Source organism: Streptomyces sp. NPDC050997, assembly GCF_040660135.1.
Classification (GTDB): Bacteria; Actinomycetota; Actinomycetes; order Streptomycetales; family Streptomycetaceae; genus Streptomyces.
This window is the reverse complement of the sequence record NZ_JBFAGK010000023.1, coordinates 43,703-58,371: the sequence shown is the minus strand read 5'-3', so window position 1 is coordinate 58,371 and position 14,669 is coordinate 43,703. Positions and strand designations below refer to the sequence as shown.

Here is a 14,669-nt window from a genome sequence, read left to right as displayed (position 1 = left end):
ATACCCCGGGGTTCGTGATTCCAACCACTCCTTGGCCCCTGTGGGGTCGGCACGGGTGGCCCCGGAGTGGCCCTGGGGTGGCCCCGCAGGGCGCCTACCCACTCAGGCGGGGGTGTCGTCGCTCTCGTCCTCGTCGGTTTCGGCCAGAACGGGTGAGGCGTGGTGGGACCAGAGTTTCCAGCCGTCGGGTGTGCGGCGGAACACGTTGGTGGCGACCACCAGCTGACCGACGAGCGGGCCGAGCTCCTCGCCGCCCTCGGGGGCGGGGCCGCCGCTGAGGATGTTCTCGGTGCAGGTCACCAGGGCGGTGTCGGCACTGACGGAGACGTGCACGTCGGTGAGGAAGAACTGGATGTAGTCCGTGTTCGCCATGATCAGGGCGTACGACCTGAGGACCTCGCCGCGGCCGGTGAGCACGGGCCAGCCGGGGTGCACGCAGGAGACGACACCGACGTCGGCCGGGTCGTGGTACTCCTCGTCGACGCCCAGGTCAGCAGGGGTGAGCCAGAGCGAGGACACCGTTTCGAAGTCGCCGCGTTCCATGGCCTCGTAGAAGGTGGTGTTGGCGAGTTCGACCTCTTCCACGTCCGTGTGGGGGGCGCTCACCGGACTCCTTCAGCGCCATTGCCCGCGGCGCGCGCTCCCTCCACGGCGCGCGCGACCCGTACCGCGTCCGCGGTCGCGCGCACCTCGTGTACGCGCACCGCCCACGCGCCGGCGTGTGCCGCGAGCGCGGAGACGGCGGCGGTGGCGGCGTCGCGCTCGCGGGCGGGTGGCGGCGCGCCCTCCGGGCCGGCCAGGACGCGCCCCAGGAACCGTTTGCGGGAGGCGGCGACGAGCAGGGGGTGCCCGAGGGCGAGCAGACGGTCGAGGTGGGCGAGGAGGGTGAGGTCGTGTTCGGCGTCCTTGGAGAAGCCGAGGCCGGGGTCGACCACGACGCGGTCGGGGGCGACTCCGCCGTCGAGGACGGCCGCCACGCGCGCGTGCAGTTCGTCGACGACTTCGGCCACGACGTCCGCGTACACGCCCTTGACGTTGCCGCCCTCCAGGAAGCCCCGCCAGTGCATGACGACGAAGGGGGCGCCCGCGTCGGCGACGACCGGGATCATCGCGGGGTCGGCGAGGCCGCCGCTGACGTCGTTGACGAGGGCGGCGCCGGCCGAGAGGGCCTGTTCGGCGACGGAGGCGCGCATGGTGTCGACGGAGACGGTGACGCCCTCGGAGGCGAGACCGCGGACGACCGGGATGACGCGCTTGAGCTCCTCGGCCTCGTCGACCCGGCTGGCGCCGGGACGGGTGGACTCGCCGCCGACGTCCACCAGGTCGGCGCCCTCGGTGACGAGGGCGAGGCCGTGCTTGACGGCGGTCAGGGTGTCGAAGAAGCGGCCGCCGTCGGAGAAGGAATCGGGGGTGACGTTCACGACTCCCATGACCGCGCAGCGGCCCCATTCCGGAAGGCCCGCGACGCGCCCGCGTCCGCTCTGCTTGCTCATACGTTCAGCGTAGGCCCAGGGCGGGGTCACAGGGCCCGGGCCCGGCCGATGCGACGGGCCGGGGTGAGACCCGAGCGGAAGCCCCCGGCTGGAGGAGGGGGCGGGGCTTCCGCTCGGGCCGGTCTCGGTGGCCGCGGCCGGCCTCGGCCTTGGTCCGCTTCGTGAGGCGGCCCGGACCCTCTTCGTCAGGCGGGCGCGCACGTTGTCGTCAAGCGGCCCGCGCGTGGTCGTCAGGCGGCCCGGACCGTCTTCGTGAGGCGGGCGCGCACGTGGTCGTCAGGCCGCCCGCACGTGGTCGCCAGGCGGGCGCGCACGTTGTCGTCAGCCGCCCGCGCGTGGTCGCCAGGCGGCTCGGAGGGTCTTCGTCAGGACGCCGGACGGCGTCGTCAGACCGCCGCTCTGACACTCCGTTCCGTGCCGTGGGCGCACGCGCGCGCGGGGGTCGTACGGCGGCGCAGGAAGCGTGGCAACGGGAGGGCGAGGTTGACGAAGCCCTCCGCCTGCATGGCGGCGAAGCCGATGCGCGGCAGGTCGCCGGACGCGCGGTAGACGACGAAGCGCGGCTCCCAGCGTGGCTGGAACTTCGCGTTGAACTTGTACAGGGACTCGATCTGGAACCAGCGCGAGAGGAAGACCAGCAGCCCGCGCCAGGCGCGCAGCACCGGGCCCGCGCCGATCTTCTCGCCGCGCGCGAGTGCGGCGCGGAACATCGCGAAGTTGAGCGACACGCGCGTGATGCCGAGGCGCGGGGCCGCCTGGAGGGCGGCCACGATCAGCAGCTCGTTCATGCCGGGGTCGGCCGAGCGGTCGCGGCGCATCAGGTCCAGGGAGGCGCCGTCCGTGCCCCAGGGCACGAAGTGCAGGATCGCCTTCAGGTCCCCGTACGGACCGGGCTGGTCGTCCACCTTGTGGGCGGTGGCGATGAGACAGTCGCCGTCCTCCGGGTCGCCGATGCGGCCGAGCGCCATGGAGAAGCCCCGCTCGGTGTCGGTGCCGCGCCAGTCCTCCGCAGCGCGGCGGATCCGCTCCAGCTCGGCCTCCCCGAGGTCACGGACGCGCCGTACCCGGGTTTCGTAACCGGCACGCTCGATGCGCTTGACCATCTGTCGCACATTGCGCATCGCGCGGCCGGCGAGGGAGAAATCCGCGACGTCCACCACCGCCTCGTCACCCAGTTCGAGGGCGTCCAAGCCGGTCTCCCGGGTCCAGACCTCGCCGCCGGTCTCGGAACAGCCCATGACGGCGGGGGTCCAGGAGTGGGCCGTGGCCTCGTCCATGAAGCGTTCGATGGCGCCCGGCCAGGCCTCCACATCCCCGATCGGGTCACCGCTGGCGAGCATCACGCCGGAGACGACCCGGTAGGTCACCGCGGCCTTGCCGCTGGGCGAGAAGACGACGGCCTTGTCGCGCCGCAGCGCGAAGTGGCCCAGGGAGTCGCGGCCGCCGTGCTTGTCCAGCAGGGCGCGCAGACGAACCTCGTCCTCCTCCGTGAGGCGCGCGGCGGGGTGTTCGGGCCGGAAGGCCAGGTAGATCGTTGTGACGGCGGTGAGCAGGCCGAGGGCGCCCAGGGAGAAGGCGACCGTCCACGAGGTGTTGCCCTGGTAGTCGACCGGGCCCTCGAAGCCGAACAGGCCGTACAGGACGTGCGTAATGCGATCGGCCAGGCTCGGGTCGCCCACCATGCGTTCCGCGTGGACGCTGACGATGACCAGTCCGAGGACCAGGGAACCGGCGCCCATGAGGACGAAGTTGGCGAGCGCGCGCCACCGGCTGCGCGGGTCGGGCAGCGCCGCGAACTGGTCGCGGTGGCGCAGCAGGGGCGCGAGCAGCGCGAGCGAGATGAGCACGCCCACCAGGGAGTGCCGGTACGTGAACTGCGCCACCGCGCCGGCCGGGAGCAGCACCACGGCCGCGCGCCAGGCCCGGCGCTTGTGGCGCTTGAGCCCGTGGGCGAGCAGCAGCAACAGGACGCCGGCGCTGAGCGAGAGCGCGGCGGCGAACGGCCCGAGCGCGCCGGGCAACACCTCGGCGAGGGTGTGCATACGGCTGTGCCGGAAGCGCGGGAAGACGCCCGCGGCGATGTCCAGAAGGCCTACGAGGGCACACGCTCTGCCGACGAGGGCGGGTACGGCTTCGGGGCGCGGGCCACGGAGTACGCGCCCCACCCGGTGTGGTCGGGCCGGAACCAGGCCCGACATTTCCTCATCTGTCCTGACAGACATCGCATCCTGTAGTTCTGCGAGAGACCTTGGATCCGGTACCGATTCGGGCATCCGGCGACATTGCGCCCTCTAGGACGGTGTCTTGCACGGAGAGGTTCACTCATCTCTTCAAAGCTGGTTCAAAGGGCGAGGAAAGCGGAAGCAACCAATGGGTCTCACAAGCAACAACACGCTGGCACTGGCGGTTCTGGCGGCCGTTGTGCTGTTCGCCGGCACGGTGTGGCTGTGGCCAAAGCTGGCCCGGCGGTCCTGGCGGGCCGTCGGCGGGCGCGTGGGACTGTTACTCGCGACCCAGTTGGTGCTCTTCGTTTCGGTGGGCCTCGCCGCCAACCAGGCTTTCGGGTTCTACGCCTCCTGGGCGGACCTGTTCGGGCGGGAGACCTCCCAGGGTGTGGTCGTCGACCACACCACCGGCGCTCCTTCGGGCGGGCCCCTTCAGGTGATCGAGACGGGAAGGGTGCGAGGGGCGACCGGGCTCCGACCGTCGTCGGGCGGGCAGATCGAGAAGGTCGACATCGTCGGCCGTACGACAAACATCGCCACGCGCGCGTACGTCTACCTGCCGCCTGAGTACTTCCAGCCGCGATACCGCACCCGTACCTTTCCCGCGGCCGTCGTCCTCACCGGTTATCCGGGTACCGCACAGGCGCTGGTGAGCAAACTCCACTACCCGCGCACGGCTTTGGATCTCGCCCAGGACGGCCGTATGCAGCCGATGATCCTGGTGATGCTGCGGCCGACGGTGGCGCCGCCGCGGGACACGGAGTGCGTGGACATCCCAGGGGGGCCGCAGACCGAGTCGTTCTTCGCCAAGGACCTGCCCGACGCCGTACTGGCGCACTACAGGGTGGGCCGGAAACCGGGCAGCTGGGGCATCATCGGTGACTCCACGGGCGGCTATTGCGCGCTGAAGCTCGCCCTGCACCACCCTGGGGTGTACGCCGCCGGGGCGGGCCTGTCGGCGTACTACGACGCGCCCAAGGACCCCACCACGGGCGATCTCTTCCACGGCGACAAGGGACTGCGCGACCGCGCGAACCTGTGGTGGTACCTCAAACACATGCCCGCGTCCGACACTTCACTGCTCGTCACCAGCAGCAAGGTCGGCGAGCCGAACTACAAGGACACGCTGAAGTTCATAGAGCGGGTGAAGGACACAGGTCTGACCCGCATCTCGTCGGTCATCCTCGAAAGCGGCGGGCACAACTTCAACACCTGGCGGCGGGAGATTCCGCCGACGCTTCAGTGGATCAGCGGACGACTTGCCGGCCACTGAAAACGATCTTGCGGATCTCGCCCTTCTTGCCGACCCCGTCCCGCCAATCCCGTCGTTCCTGCCGAATTCAGTGACAGATCTGATTCCTGATGACGTGTGAAGGCTGCGGGATGGCTGTCTTTTTACGGGCCGGGGCACCATGATTCGCCTACGCGCGGTAAGTTTCTGGCCATGCCACGTGGACGTCACCGCCATTCCCCGCCCTTGCACAGGCTGCTACCCCCGTCGGCGATCGCTGGCGTGTCCCTTGTCTGCGCGCTAGGCCCCTGGGTGTTCACCCAGCCGATGGCGCTCCGAGGACTGGCCGCGGCCGCCGCGGCGACGGCGATCGTCGGAGCGGTCGTGATGCGCCACTGGGACACGCAGGCGGGCAAACAGGTCGCCGACCTCACACGCGCGCGGGCGGGCGACGAGTGGCGGTACGAGGAGCGGGTCGCCGAACTGGAGAGCGACCTGGAGGAGTCGCGCGAGCTACGGGTCAAGCTGGAGCAGCGACTGCGGGCCAAGCGGTCGGAGCTGGCGGGACTGCGCAACGAACACGCGGCGCTGCTGCGGCGGTACGCCACGGCGGAGACCGAGCGGGCGAGCGCCCTGGAGGGCCGCCGGCTGCTGGAGATAGAGACCGCGGTTCCGGCCCGCGAGCTGCTGCCGGCGCCGGCCGCGTCCGCCGAGGAGGCGGGGGCTGTGGCTGCCCCGGCGAAGTCGACGGCCGACGAGGCGGTGGAGGGCGCGGAGACGGCGGAAGCCGCAGAGGGCACAGAGGGCGCGGCTCCCGCCGCCTTCTCGCCGACGGGTTCGCAGCTGTACCTGCGGGCGAAGGGCGCGCTGGCGCGCTTCGGCGACGAGGGCGACGAAGGCGATGCGCGCGACGAGCGCGACGAGCGCGACGGTACGGCGAAGGCCGAAGCGGAGGACGCGGAGTCTGAGGGCGCCGAGTCTGAGGAAGCCGAAGCAACGGATGCCGAAGCGACGGACGTCGAAACGGCGGATGCCGTGACCGCCGTGACCGCCGTGACCGCCGTGACCGCCGGGGCCGACGAGGCCGCCGCCCCCGTCACGGATGTCGAGCTCACCGACGTCGAGCCCGGCGAGCCCGTCATGGCCGGCGAGGTCAAGAGCATCGCCTCAAAGAACATCGCGTCCAAGGGCCTCGCCAAGGACAGGCCCAAGGACAGGCCGAGGGGCGTGCCCAAAGGCGGGCATGAGGGTGCCTCGGACGGTGCGTCGGTGAAGGTCGGCTCCGCCGAGGGGGCCGCTGCCGGTGCCGCCGGGAACAACAAGCCGGAGGCCGCGCAGGAGGACGAGGCGCGGGGGAAGCCCGAGGCGGTCGACGCGCATGAGCGTGCGACCGCCACCCTCACGGCCAGGGGCGCCCAGCCCGTCCGGCAGCCCTCCGGGCACTTCGTCGCGCCGACCGCGGTGGCGGTCGTACCGTCGACTCCGGTGCGACGCCCCACGGTCGAGGGGGACTTCGACTTCTTCGGTACGAAGCAGGGGGCCGAGCCGGCCGCCCTGGAGGCCGTGCAGAACGAGGACCTCGCCGACGTGGTCGGCCAGGAGGCGCTCGCCCTCCACAAGGCCGAGTCCGAGGCCGAGTTCAAGACGGCGAACGAGGAGTCGCGGGGCGTCGGCCAGGTGATCGACCTGACGGCCCACGACGAGACGGAACAGATCGACCTGCAGGGACTGCGGAGCGCGGTGTCCTGACGGCTGCCGCCTCCACCCCGCCGGCCACCGGTGGTCAGGACGCCATCCACCGGTCCGGCCGCGCGTCACGCCGTCCCGTCCGCGATCTCTCCGCCTGCGCCCGCAGCAGCTCCGCGGCCTCTCCTGCGTCCCGCAGGCGGGCCGTCACCGTCTTGTTGGCCCCCGTGTCCACCTTGACGTCGGCGACCCGCCACAGGCGCTTCCACGGCCCTTGAGCGAGCCGTACGCTCTGCACCTTCGCGTGCGGGACGAGCGACAGGCTGCGGCTCAGCAGTCCGTGCCGCGCCGCGAACACGCTGTCGTTGACGGCGAGTCCGTACCCGCGCCACCACACCGGCCGGCACCGCCCGGCCCGTCGGGGCGGCCGGGACAGCGCCGACGGCGGCGGGACGGTCACCCCGGGCAGCACGCGCGCGACGACCGATTCGGCGACCGCGCGCGGAGCGACCGGCACCAGCACCGAGTTGGACGACCCGGCCACGTCCAGCTCGACCCGCACCCAGCCTCCCCCACTCTCGGCTTCGCTCGAGCGGGGGGACCCCCATCGCCTCCACAACAGCGGCTCCACGATCCGTACGGTCTGCACGCGCCCCGGCGGCACCGTCTCGTGGGTACGGTCCAGCAGCCCGTGGTCGATGCGCAGTCCGTCCGGCGACTCGCCGACCGTCCAGTCGTACTCGCCGACGAACCGCCCCACACTGGTCGCGCCCGCCGCGCCCAGCAGCGGCACACCGGTCGCGAGGACCGTCCACACGCTGTGGGTGGCCAGCCACAGCAACGGCGGTACGACGAGCGCGGCGGCCAGCGTGCCCCAGGTCGCGCCGGTCAGCAGCAGGGAGACGGCGAGGACCCGCGGCGGCACGCGCAGCAGCTCGCGGGAGGGTGCCTCGCCGACCTCGTGCGCCGTCTCGGGCGCGAAACCGGCGGCGCGTGCGAGGAGTTCAGCGCGCAGCGCCCGCGCCTCGTCCTCGCCCAGGAAGGCCAGTTCGTCCTTCTTGTCCACGCCTATGACGTCGAGCTTGAGTTTCGCGACGCCCGCGACCCGCGCGAGCAGCGGCTGGGTGACGTCGACCGCCTGGATCCGCTCCAGCCGGATGTGCGCGGTGCGCCGGAACAACAGGCCGGTCCGGATGCGCAGTTCGGTGTCGGTCACCGCGAAGTGGGTGAACCACCAGGTCAGAAAGCCGTAGAGGGCGGCGGCCGGAACGAGTACGGCGAGCGCTATCAGCAGCGTGGTGGTGGTCAGCCTGGTCAACTGGCGCTGCGCCTGGTCGGGATCGTGCACCGCCCACCCGATGAGCACCGCGATCGGCGCCCACGCCCGTCTGAGCGGTGTCACGGGGTGCAGCCGCCGCTCGATGAGGGGCCGCTCCTCGAGTACGCCGCCCTCGACGCCCGGCGCGGTCACAGCCCCGCCGATCGGGCCTCGCCGAGCTCGCTGAGCCGATCGCGCAGCCGTTCCGCCTCGGCCGGGTCGAGCCCCGGGATGGTCGCGTCGGTCGCCGCGGCCGCTGTGTGCAGCTGCACGCTGGCCAGCCGGAAGTGACGTTCCACGGGCCCGGAGGTGACCTCGACCAGCTGCATCCGCCCGTACGGCACGACGGTCTCCTCCTGCCACAGCACGCCCCGGCTGATCAGCAGGTCGTCGGCGCGTTCGGCATAGCGCCAGGAGCGCCAGTTGCGGCCGAGCATCACCCAGCCCCACGCCATGAGCACCAGCGGCAGCAGCGCGAAGGCGGCCCACTCGGGCTCGACGAGCAGCCCGAGCAGCAGGCCCAGCCCCAGGGCCAGCAGCCCCAGCCACACCACCAGCAGAAGCCGCCGCATGCTCAGCAGCCTCGGCGGCAGCCCGGTCCACACCGGCTCGTCACCTGCGGTCCCCGTATCTGGCGCGCTCCCCGTCTCCATACCGCCAGCGTACGTAGGAGAGACTGAGTGCATGACTCCCACGACGGAGACCATGGTCGGAATCGGCGGCGCCGCGGAGAGCACCGACATGGTGCTCAACATCGGCCCTCAGCACCCGTCCACGCACGGTGTGCTGCGCCTCAGGCTCGTCCTGGACGGCGAGCGGATCCAGCACGCGGAGCCGGTGATCGGCTATATGCACCGCGGCGCGGAGAAGCTGTTCGAGGCGCGTGACTACCGCCAGATCATCATGCTCGCCAACCGCCACGACTGGCTGTCGGCGTTCTCCAACGAGCTGGGCGTGGTCCTCGGTGTGGAGCGCATGCTCGGCATGGAGGTGCCCCCGCGCGCGGTGTGGACCCGCACCCTGCTCGCCGAGCTGAACCGGGTGCTGAACCACCTGATGTTCCTGGGCTCGTATCCGCTGGAGCTCGGCGGCATCACGCCGGTCTTCTACGCGTTCCGGGAGCGCGAGGTGCTCCAGAACGTGATGGAGGAGGTCTCCGGGGGCCGTATGCACTACATGTTCAACCGCGTCGGCGGTCTCAAGGAGGACCTGCCGGCCGGATGGGCCACCCGCGCGCGTGCCGCCGTCGCCGCCGTGCGCTCCCGTATGGACCGGTTCGACGATCTGGTGCTCGGCAACGAGATCTTCCGGGGGCGTACCCGGGGCGTGGGCGTCCTCGCACCGGAGGCTGTGCACGCCTACGGAGTGAGCGGGCCGATCGCGCGCGCCTCGGGCGTCGACTTCGACCTGCGCCGGGACGAGCCGTACCTCGGATACGGGGAGCTCCAGGACACCCTCAAGGTGGTCACCCGGACGGAGGGCGACTGCCTCGCCCGCTTCGAGATCCTCCTGGAGCAGACCCACAACGCCCTCGACCTGGCCGACGCCTGTCTCGACCGGCTCGCCGACCTGCCGCCCGGGCCGATCAACCAGCGGCTCCCCAAGGTCCTCAAGGCGCCCGAGGGCCACACGTACGCGTGGACCGAGAACCCCCTCGGCATCAACGGCTACTACCTGGTCAGCAAGGGCGAGAAGACCCCGTACCGGCTGAAGCTGCGCTCGGCGTCGTACAACAACATCCAGGCGCTCGTGGAACTGCTGCCGGGCACGCTGGTGGCGGACATGGTGGCGATCCTGGGGTCACTGTTCTTCGTGGTCGGGGACATCGACAAGTAGGTCTCCCGGCACGTCTCCGGGACGGGTGACAAGCAGGTCTCCCGGGGGCGCGTCCGGGAGTGCGACCGGCTGGAGCAGCCACCCGAAGTCGCCGAGTCCGCCCGTCGCGGTGAGCTCGGCGGCCTCCCCGGCGCTCGCGAGGGCGCGCACGTAGGCCGTGGGGTCGGTGGATGCCAGCGCGAGCGGGGGGCGTGCGCCTGTGAGGCCCAGGGCGTGCAGGGCGGCGCGCTGACTCAGGAGGCGCCCTCCGGGCAGCGCGCACGCGTCCAGCGCGACATGCGCCGTGAGGTCGCACGAGCCGTCCGGCACGGGTGCCGTCTCCCGCCCGTCCCGGAAGCCGGTGAGCGTTCCGAACGGGGGGCGCGCGTCCACCGTGTGCGCGTAGTCCACCGCCACCGCGAGCCCCCGCTCCACGGTGGCGACCGCCGCCGCCCACGCCTCGTCCCTGGGCAGCCCGATCTCGGCCCGCAGCCCCTGTTCGGCCGGCAGCGGCCACCACCGGGTCAGCCACTGGGCCGCCGGGCCGCGGACCGGCTCCGCCAGGCGCTCCCGCCCGTCCTCCCGTACGCGTACCAGCCGCGGTACGCCCGCGGAGTCCACCTCGGCGACGTCCACGGGCACGTTGTCCAGCCACTCGTTGGCGAACAGCAGCCCGGTGACCCCCTGCGGGGGCTCGGCCAGCCACTCGATCCGGTGATCGAGGTCCGCGGGTCGCTCGGCGATCTCGACGGCGTACCCACGCGCGCGGGCGGCCACCTCGGCGGGCAGCGCGGCGAGCACGCCCGCCGCCAACTCGCCGCGCCCCGCGGCCATGTCGACGAAGTCGAGCTCCGCCGGCCGGCCCAGCGCCTCGTCGACCCGGCACAGCAGCCTGGCCACCGCCTCCGCGAACAGCGGCGACGCGTGCACGGACGTACGGAAGTGCCCGGCCGGTCCCTCAGGCCCTCGGTAGAAGCCCTCCGGACCGTAGAGCGCGGCCTCCGTGGCGGCCCGCCAGCCGCGCCAACCGTCCCTCGTCGTCCCTCCGTTTTCCTCCGTCACGTCGTCAGGCTAGGCGCACAGAGGAACGGAGCCTCCACCTTGCGGAGTATGCGCGGGGGCTACGGATCGGCCCTCCGGTTGACCCCTGCACGCATCTCGCTTCCCTACGCTGGGTTACGTGCAGCGCCTCTACGACTTTCTCCGCAGGCACCCGACATGGGTCGACAGCTTCTGGGCCGTCTTCCTCTTCGGGATCTCCGTGGCGGGTGAAGAGGCCCGCCACGGCACCCGGGGCACCGATTCCCCGGGTGTGATCGTGCCGATCGTGCTTCTGCTGTGCCTGGTGATCGCGCTGCGCCGGCGGATGCCGGAGAAGATGCTCCTGCTGGCCCTCGGCCTCGGAGTGACGCAGGTCGTGCTGGACGTCGAGACGTCGCCCGCCGACTTCGCCCTGCTGGTGATCGTCTACACCGTGGCGGCGACGGGCGCCCGCTGGGCCTCGCGGCTCGCGCTGGCCACGGGCCTGTGCGCGGCCACCGTGGCACAGCTGCGCTGGCCGAACGCCGACTCGGGCGCCCTGGGCAACGTCGCGCAAATGATCTTCCTGACGGTGCCGTTCGCGCTCGCCTGGGTGCTCGGCGACTCGATCCGCACCCGCCGCGCCTACTTCGCGCAGTTGGAGGAGCGGGCCGCCCGTCTGGAGAAGGAGCGCGAGGCACAGTCGAAGGTCGCGGTCGCCGCCGAGCGGGCCCGGATCGCCCGCGAGCTGCATGACGTCGTCGCGCACAACGTGTCGGTCATGGTGGTCCAGGCCGACGGCGCCGCCTACGTCCTCGACGCCGCCCCCGACCAGGCGAAAAAGGCCCTGGAGACGATCTCCTCCACCGGCCGCCAGGCCCTCGCCGAGATGCGCCGCCTGCTGGGCGTGCTGCGCACCGGCGAGCACCAGGAGGGCGGCGAGTACGTCCCGCAGCCCGACGTGGAGCAGATCGAGGACCTCGTCGAGCAGTGCCGCGGCTCCGGACTGCCCGTCGACTTCAAGGTCGAGGGCACCCCGCGCCCGCTGCCCAGCGGCGTCGAGCTCACCGCGTACCGCATCGTCCAGGAGGCCCTGACCAACACCCGTAAGCACGGCGGGCCGAACGCGGGTGCCAGCGTCCGGCTGGTCTACTTCGACGACGGGCTCGGCCTGCTCGTCGAGGACGACGGCAAGGGCGCCCCGCACGAGCTGTACGAGGAGGGCGGTGTCGACGGCAGGGGGCACGGCCTGATCGGCATGCGTGAGCGGATCGGCATGGTCGGCGGCACCCTGGACGCCGGCCCGCGTCCCGGCGGAGGATTCCGCATCAGTGCGCTGCTCCCTCTCAAACCGGCGCACTGACGTCCACGCGCCCCGTGTTGACACCTGTAACGCCCCCCACGGACCCCCGACGAACCCCCTACGACCTACGAACCCCCGACGGACAGAGAACGGAAGAGGCCCCGATGACGATCCGCGTGATGCTCGTCGACGACCAGGTGCTGTTGCGCACCGGGTTCCGGATGGTGCTCGCAGCGCAGCCGGACATGGACGTCGTCGCGGAGGCGGGTGACGGCGTGGAGGCTCTTCAGGTGCTGCGTTCGACGGCCGTGGACGTCGTCCTGATGGACGTCCGTATGCCGAAGCTGGACGGTGTGGAGACCACCCGCCGCATCTGCCTGGAGTCCGACCCGCCGAAGGTGCTGATCCTCACCACCTTCGACCTCGACGAGTACGCGTTCTCCGGGCTGAAGGCGGGCGCCTCGGGCTTCATGCTCAAGGACGTGCCGCCCGGTGAACTGCTGGCGGCCATCCGCGCGGTGCACAGCGGTGACGCGGTGGTGGCGCCGTCGACCACGCGCCGCCTGCTCGACCGCTTCGCGCCGCTGCTGCCGAGCGCCGGCAAGGAGCCCCAGCACAAGGAGTTGGAGCGGCTCACCGGACGGGAACGCGAGGTCATGATCCTGGTCGCGCAGGGCCTGTCCAACGGTGAGATCGCGGCCCGGCTCGTGCTGTCCGAGGCGACCGTCAAGACCCATGTGGGCCGCATCCTGACCAAGTTGGGGCTCCGGGACCGGGTGCAGGTGGTCGTCCTGGCGTACGAGACGGGGCTGGTGCGCGCGGGCGGGCACGGTTAGCGGCTGGCGGCTGACGCTGACGCTGACGGCTGGGGGCTCCGGTCGGCGGTCGGCGGTCAGCGGTCAGCGGTCAGCGGTCAGCGCAGGATTCCTTCCAGGAAGTCGCTGCCCAGCCGGGCCACCACGGTGACGTCCAGTTGGTGCAGGACGTACCGGCCGCGGCGCCGCGTGGTGATCAGCCTTCTTCAGCACACCCAGGTGCCGGGATATCTCGGGGGCCGTCACGCCGTGCACCTGGGCCTGCTCGCTCGTGGTGTGCGAACTGCACGTACCGCGCCGACCGGCTCGGTGAACCGGCGCCGCCCGCGCGCGGCGCCCACGACTGGCAGGTCGTCCGCGAAGTGAGTGACCGTCACGCGTTCCGGGCGGCCCTCGCCGAGCGCCCGGCCCACGGACGGATACGCCTTGCCGTGCGCCGCCGGCTGCGTCCCCGGTCCCGTTCCGCCCGCTGACACCTGACCACCTGACGGTCCTTCGGTCAGCGGGGATCGGCCAGCCTGGAGACGAAGTCCGCGACCGCCGACCTCACGTCGTCGCGCGTCCACTCCAGGCCGGCCGCCCGTACGTAGACCTCCGTACAGGCCAGACCGGGGCCCTTCTGGTCCCAGGGGTTGGCGAACAGCAGGGTCCCCGTCTCCTCGGCCTGCCGGACCGCGGCCTCCGAGACGACATCGACGTCGTACGGCAGCCAGACCTGGAAGTCGTGGGTGTGCGGCACCTCTGGGTGGACGCGCGCCCACGGCACCCCGGCCGCCTCGAACCCCGTGCGCAACGCGTCGGCCACCACGCGCGCGTGGGCCACGTACACCGGCAGCCGGGGCAGCTCCCGCTCCAGGCCGATCAGCGCCGACAGCGCGGTCGGGAACTGCTGGAAGAGCGTGCCGCCGTACCGGTGCCGCCAGGCCTTCGCCTCCTCGACCAGCGTCCTGGGGCCGGCCAGGGCCGCTCCGCCGTATCCGTCGAGGGACTTGTAGAACGACACGTAGACGCTGTCCGCCAGGGCCGCGATCTCCTCCAGGGGGCGGCCGAAGTGCACGGTGGACTCCCACAGGCGGGCCCCGTCGAAGTGGACCACCGCGTCGCGTTCCCTGGCCGCCGCCACCACCTCGGTGAGCTCCTCCCAGGAAGGCAGCACGAAACCGGCGTCCCTGAGGGGGAGTTCGAGCATCAGCGCCCCGAAGGGCTCGTCGAAGTCGCGTACCTCGTCCGCGGTCGGCAGCCGGGGCTCACTCGTGACCCGGACCGGGCGCAATCCACTGACCTGGCTGAACGCGTTCCGTTCGTGCGACTCCGGGTGGGCCAGCCCATGCAGGGCGACCGTCGCGTCACCGGTGCGGCCCGCCCAGCAGCGCAGGGCCACCTGCTGGGCCATCGTGCCCGTCGGGAAGAACGCGGCGGCCTCGGTGCCGAGCAGGCCCGCGACCTTCTCCTCCAGGGCCTCGACCACGCCGTTGCCGTACATGTCCGACGTCTCGTCCAGGTCGTACACGTCCGCCGCCGCGTCCAGCAGGGCCAGGCGCTCCCTCAGCGTGCCGAGGAGGCCCAGGCGGGCGAGGACGCGTTCAGCGCCTCGGACGGCGGCGATGCGTCGCTCCCTGCGCCGTGTACGCCGTTCCTCGTCGGAGACCCGCTCGGGCTCCTCCTCACCCGAGACCTGCGTCGGCCCGATTGCGTTCGCTGCCTGCTCCGCCGTATCGCTCATGCCCGGATCATGCCGGTGGCCCTCCATGCGGGCATCCGGA

Annotated in this window: 12 protein-coding genes and 1 pseudogene; 5 read left to right on the top strand and 8 right to left on the bottom strand. The window is 71.9% G+C overall.

The features are described 5' to 3' along the window. Positions 1–102: 102 nt before the first annotated feature. From AB0H86_RS36450 to AB0H86_RS36440, 3 genes are all read right to left on the bottom strand, one after another. Positions 103–606: a nuclear transport factor 2 family protein gene (locus tag AB0H86_RS36450; RefSeq protein ID WP_362449012.1), complete on the bottom strand. Its 504-nt coding sequence runs from the start codon at positions 604–606 to the stop codon at positions 103–105. Continuing rightward, entirely contained in the window at positions 603–1,493 is an 891-nt protein-coding gene (folP, locus tag AB0H86_RS36445; protein ID WP_362449010.1) for a dihydropteroate synthase, read from the bottom strand. The genes AB0H86_RS36450 and folP overlap by 4 nt, the downstream gene beginning before the upstream one ends. Positions 1,494–1,879: 386 nt before the next feature. After that, on the bottom strand, positions 1,880–3,691 hold the full coding sequence (locus AB0H86_RS36440; RefSeq protein ID WP_362449008.1) for a phosphatidylglycerol lysyltransferase domain-containing protein: 1,812 nt from the start codon (positions 3,689–3,691) through the stop codon (positions 1,880–1,882). 172 nt (positions 3,692–3,863) lie between these two features. Here AB0H86_RS36440 and AB0H86_RS36435 point away from each other — a divergent pair, with 172 nt between their 5' ends. Together AB0H86_RS36435 and AB0H86_RS36430 are read left to right on the top strand one after the other, a co-directional pair. Continuing rightward, positions 3,864–4,991, top strand: coding sequence for an alpha/beta hydrolase-fold protein (locus tag AB0H86_RS36435; protein WP_362449006.1), 1,128 nt, complete (start codon positions 3,864–3,866; stop codon positions 4,989–4,991). A gap of 285 nt (positions 4,992–5,276) precedes the next feature. Then, entirely contained in the window at positions 5,277–6,698 is a 1,422-nt protein-coding gene (locus AB0H86_RS36430; protein ID WP_362449004.1) for a hypothetical protein, read from the top strand. Between the two features lie 34 nt (positions 6,699–6,732). Here the strand turns inward: AB0H86_RS36430 and AB0H86_RS36425 are convergent, their stop codons facing one another. Together AB0H86_RS36425 and AB0H86_RS36420 are read right to left on the bottom strand one after the other, a co-directional pair. Further along, a complete protein-coding gene (locus AB0H86_RS36425) occupies positions 6,733–8,106 on the bottom strand; it encodes a PH domain-containing protein (protein WP_362449002.1) in 1,374 nt (457 codons plus the stop codon). Then, positions 8,103–8,606: a PH domain-containing protein gene (locus AB0H86_RS36420; RefSeq protein ID WP_362449000.1), complete on the bottom strand. Its 504-nt coding sequence runs from the start codon at positions 8,604–8,606 to the stop codon at positions 8,103–8,105. The genes AB0H86_RS36425 and AB0H86_RS36420 overlap by 4 nt, the downstream gene beginning before the upstream one ends. A gap of 31 nt (positions 8,607–8,637) precedes the next feature. On the opposite strand from AB0H86_RS36420, the gene AB0H86_RS36415 reads away from it, so the two are divergent. Next, on the top strand, positions 8,638–9,789 hold the full coding sequence (locus AB0H86_RS36415; RefSeq protein ID WP_362448998.1) for an NADH-quinone oxidoreductase subunit D: 1,152 nt from the start codon (positions 8,638–8,640) through the stop codon (positions 9,787–9,789). On the opposite strand, the gene AB0H86_RS36410 is transcribed toward AB0H86_RS36415, so the two are convergent. Then, positions 9,754–10,830: an SAM-dependent methyltransferase gene (locus AB0H86_RS36410; protein WP_362448996.1), complete on the bottom strand. Its 1,077-nt coding sequence runs from the start codon at positions 10,828–10,830 to the stop codon at positions 9,754–9,756. The genes AB0H86_RS36415 and AB0H86_RS36410 overlap by 36 nt on opposite strands. Before the next feature lie 118 nt (positions 10,831–10,948). Here AB0H86_RS36410 and AB0H86_RS36405 point away from each other — a divergent pair, with 118 nt between their 5' ends. Both AB0H86_RS36405 and AB0H86_RS36400 read left to right on the top strand, forming a co-directional pair. Continuing rightward, complete coding sequence (locus AB0H86_RS36405) at positions 10,949–12,151, top strand: sensor histidine kinase (protein ID WP_362448994.1); 1,203 nt, start codon at positions 10,949–10,951, stop codon at positions 12,149–12,151. 104 nt (positions 12,152–12,255) lie between these two features. After that, positions 12,256–12,927, top strand: coding sequence for a response regulator transcription factor (locus tag AB0H86_RS36400; protein WP_362448992.1), 672 nt, complete (start codon positions 12,256–12,258; stop codon positions 12,925–12,927). A gap of 77 nt (positions 12,928–13,004) precedes the next feature. On the opposite strand, the pseudogene AB0H86_RS36395 reads toward AB0H86_RS36400, so the two are convergent. Next, positions 13,005–13,191, bottom strand: a pseudogene (locus AB0H86_RS36395) (helix-turn-helix domain-containing protein); the annotation flags it as partial. A 214-nt stretch (positions 13,192–13,405) separates the two neighbouring features. Continuing rightward, entirely contained in the window at positions 13,406–14,629 is a 1,224-nt protein-coding gene (locus AB0H86_RS36390; protein WP_362448990.1) for a beta-eliminating lyase-related protein, read from the bottom strand. Positions 14,630–14,669 lie beyond the last annotated feature (40 nt).

Bases quoted from the DNA above. Each gene is read 5' to 3' on its own strand.
- AB0H86_RS36440 (WP_362449008.1), bottom strand. From the start codon at position 3,691: ATGTCGGGCCTGGTTCCGGCCCGACCACACCGGGTGGGGCGCGTACTC.
- AB0H86_RS36430 (WP_362449004.1), top strand. From the start codon at position 5,277: ATGGCGCTCCGAGGACTGGCCGCGGCCGCCGCGGCGACGGCGATCGTC.
- AB0H86_RS36415 (WP_362448998.1), top strand. From the start codon at position 8,638: ATGACTCCCACGACGGAGACCATGGTCGGAATCGGCGGCGCCGCGGAG.
- AB0H86_RS36400 (WP_362448992.1), top strand. From the start codon at position 12,256: ATGACGATCCGCGTGATGCTCGTCGACGACCAGGTGCTGTTGCGCACC.
- folP (WP_362449010.1), bottom strand. From the start codon at position 1,493: ATGAGCAAGCAGAGCGGACGCGGGCGCGTCGCGGGCCTTCCGGAATGG.
- AB0H86_RS36435 (WP_362449006.1), top strand. From the start codon at position 3,864: ATGGGTCTCACAAGCAACAACACGCTGGCACTGGCGGTTCTGGCGGCC.
- AB0H86_RS36420 (WP_362449000.1), bottom strand. From the start codon at position 8,606: ATGGAGACGGGGAGCGCGCCAGATACGGGGACCGCAGGTGACGAGCCG.
- AB0H86_RS36390 (WP_362448990.1), bottom strand. From the start codon at position 14,629: ATGAGCGATACGGCGGAGCAGGCAGCGAACGCAATCGGGCCGACGCAG.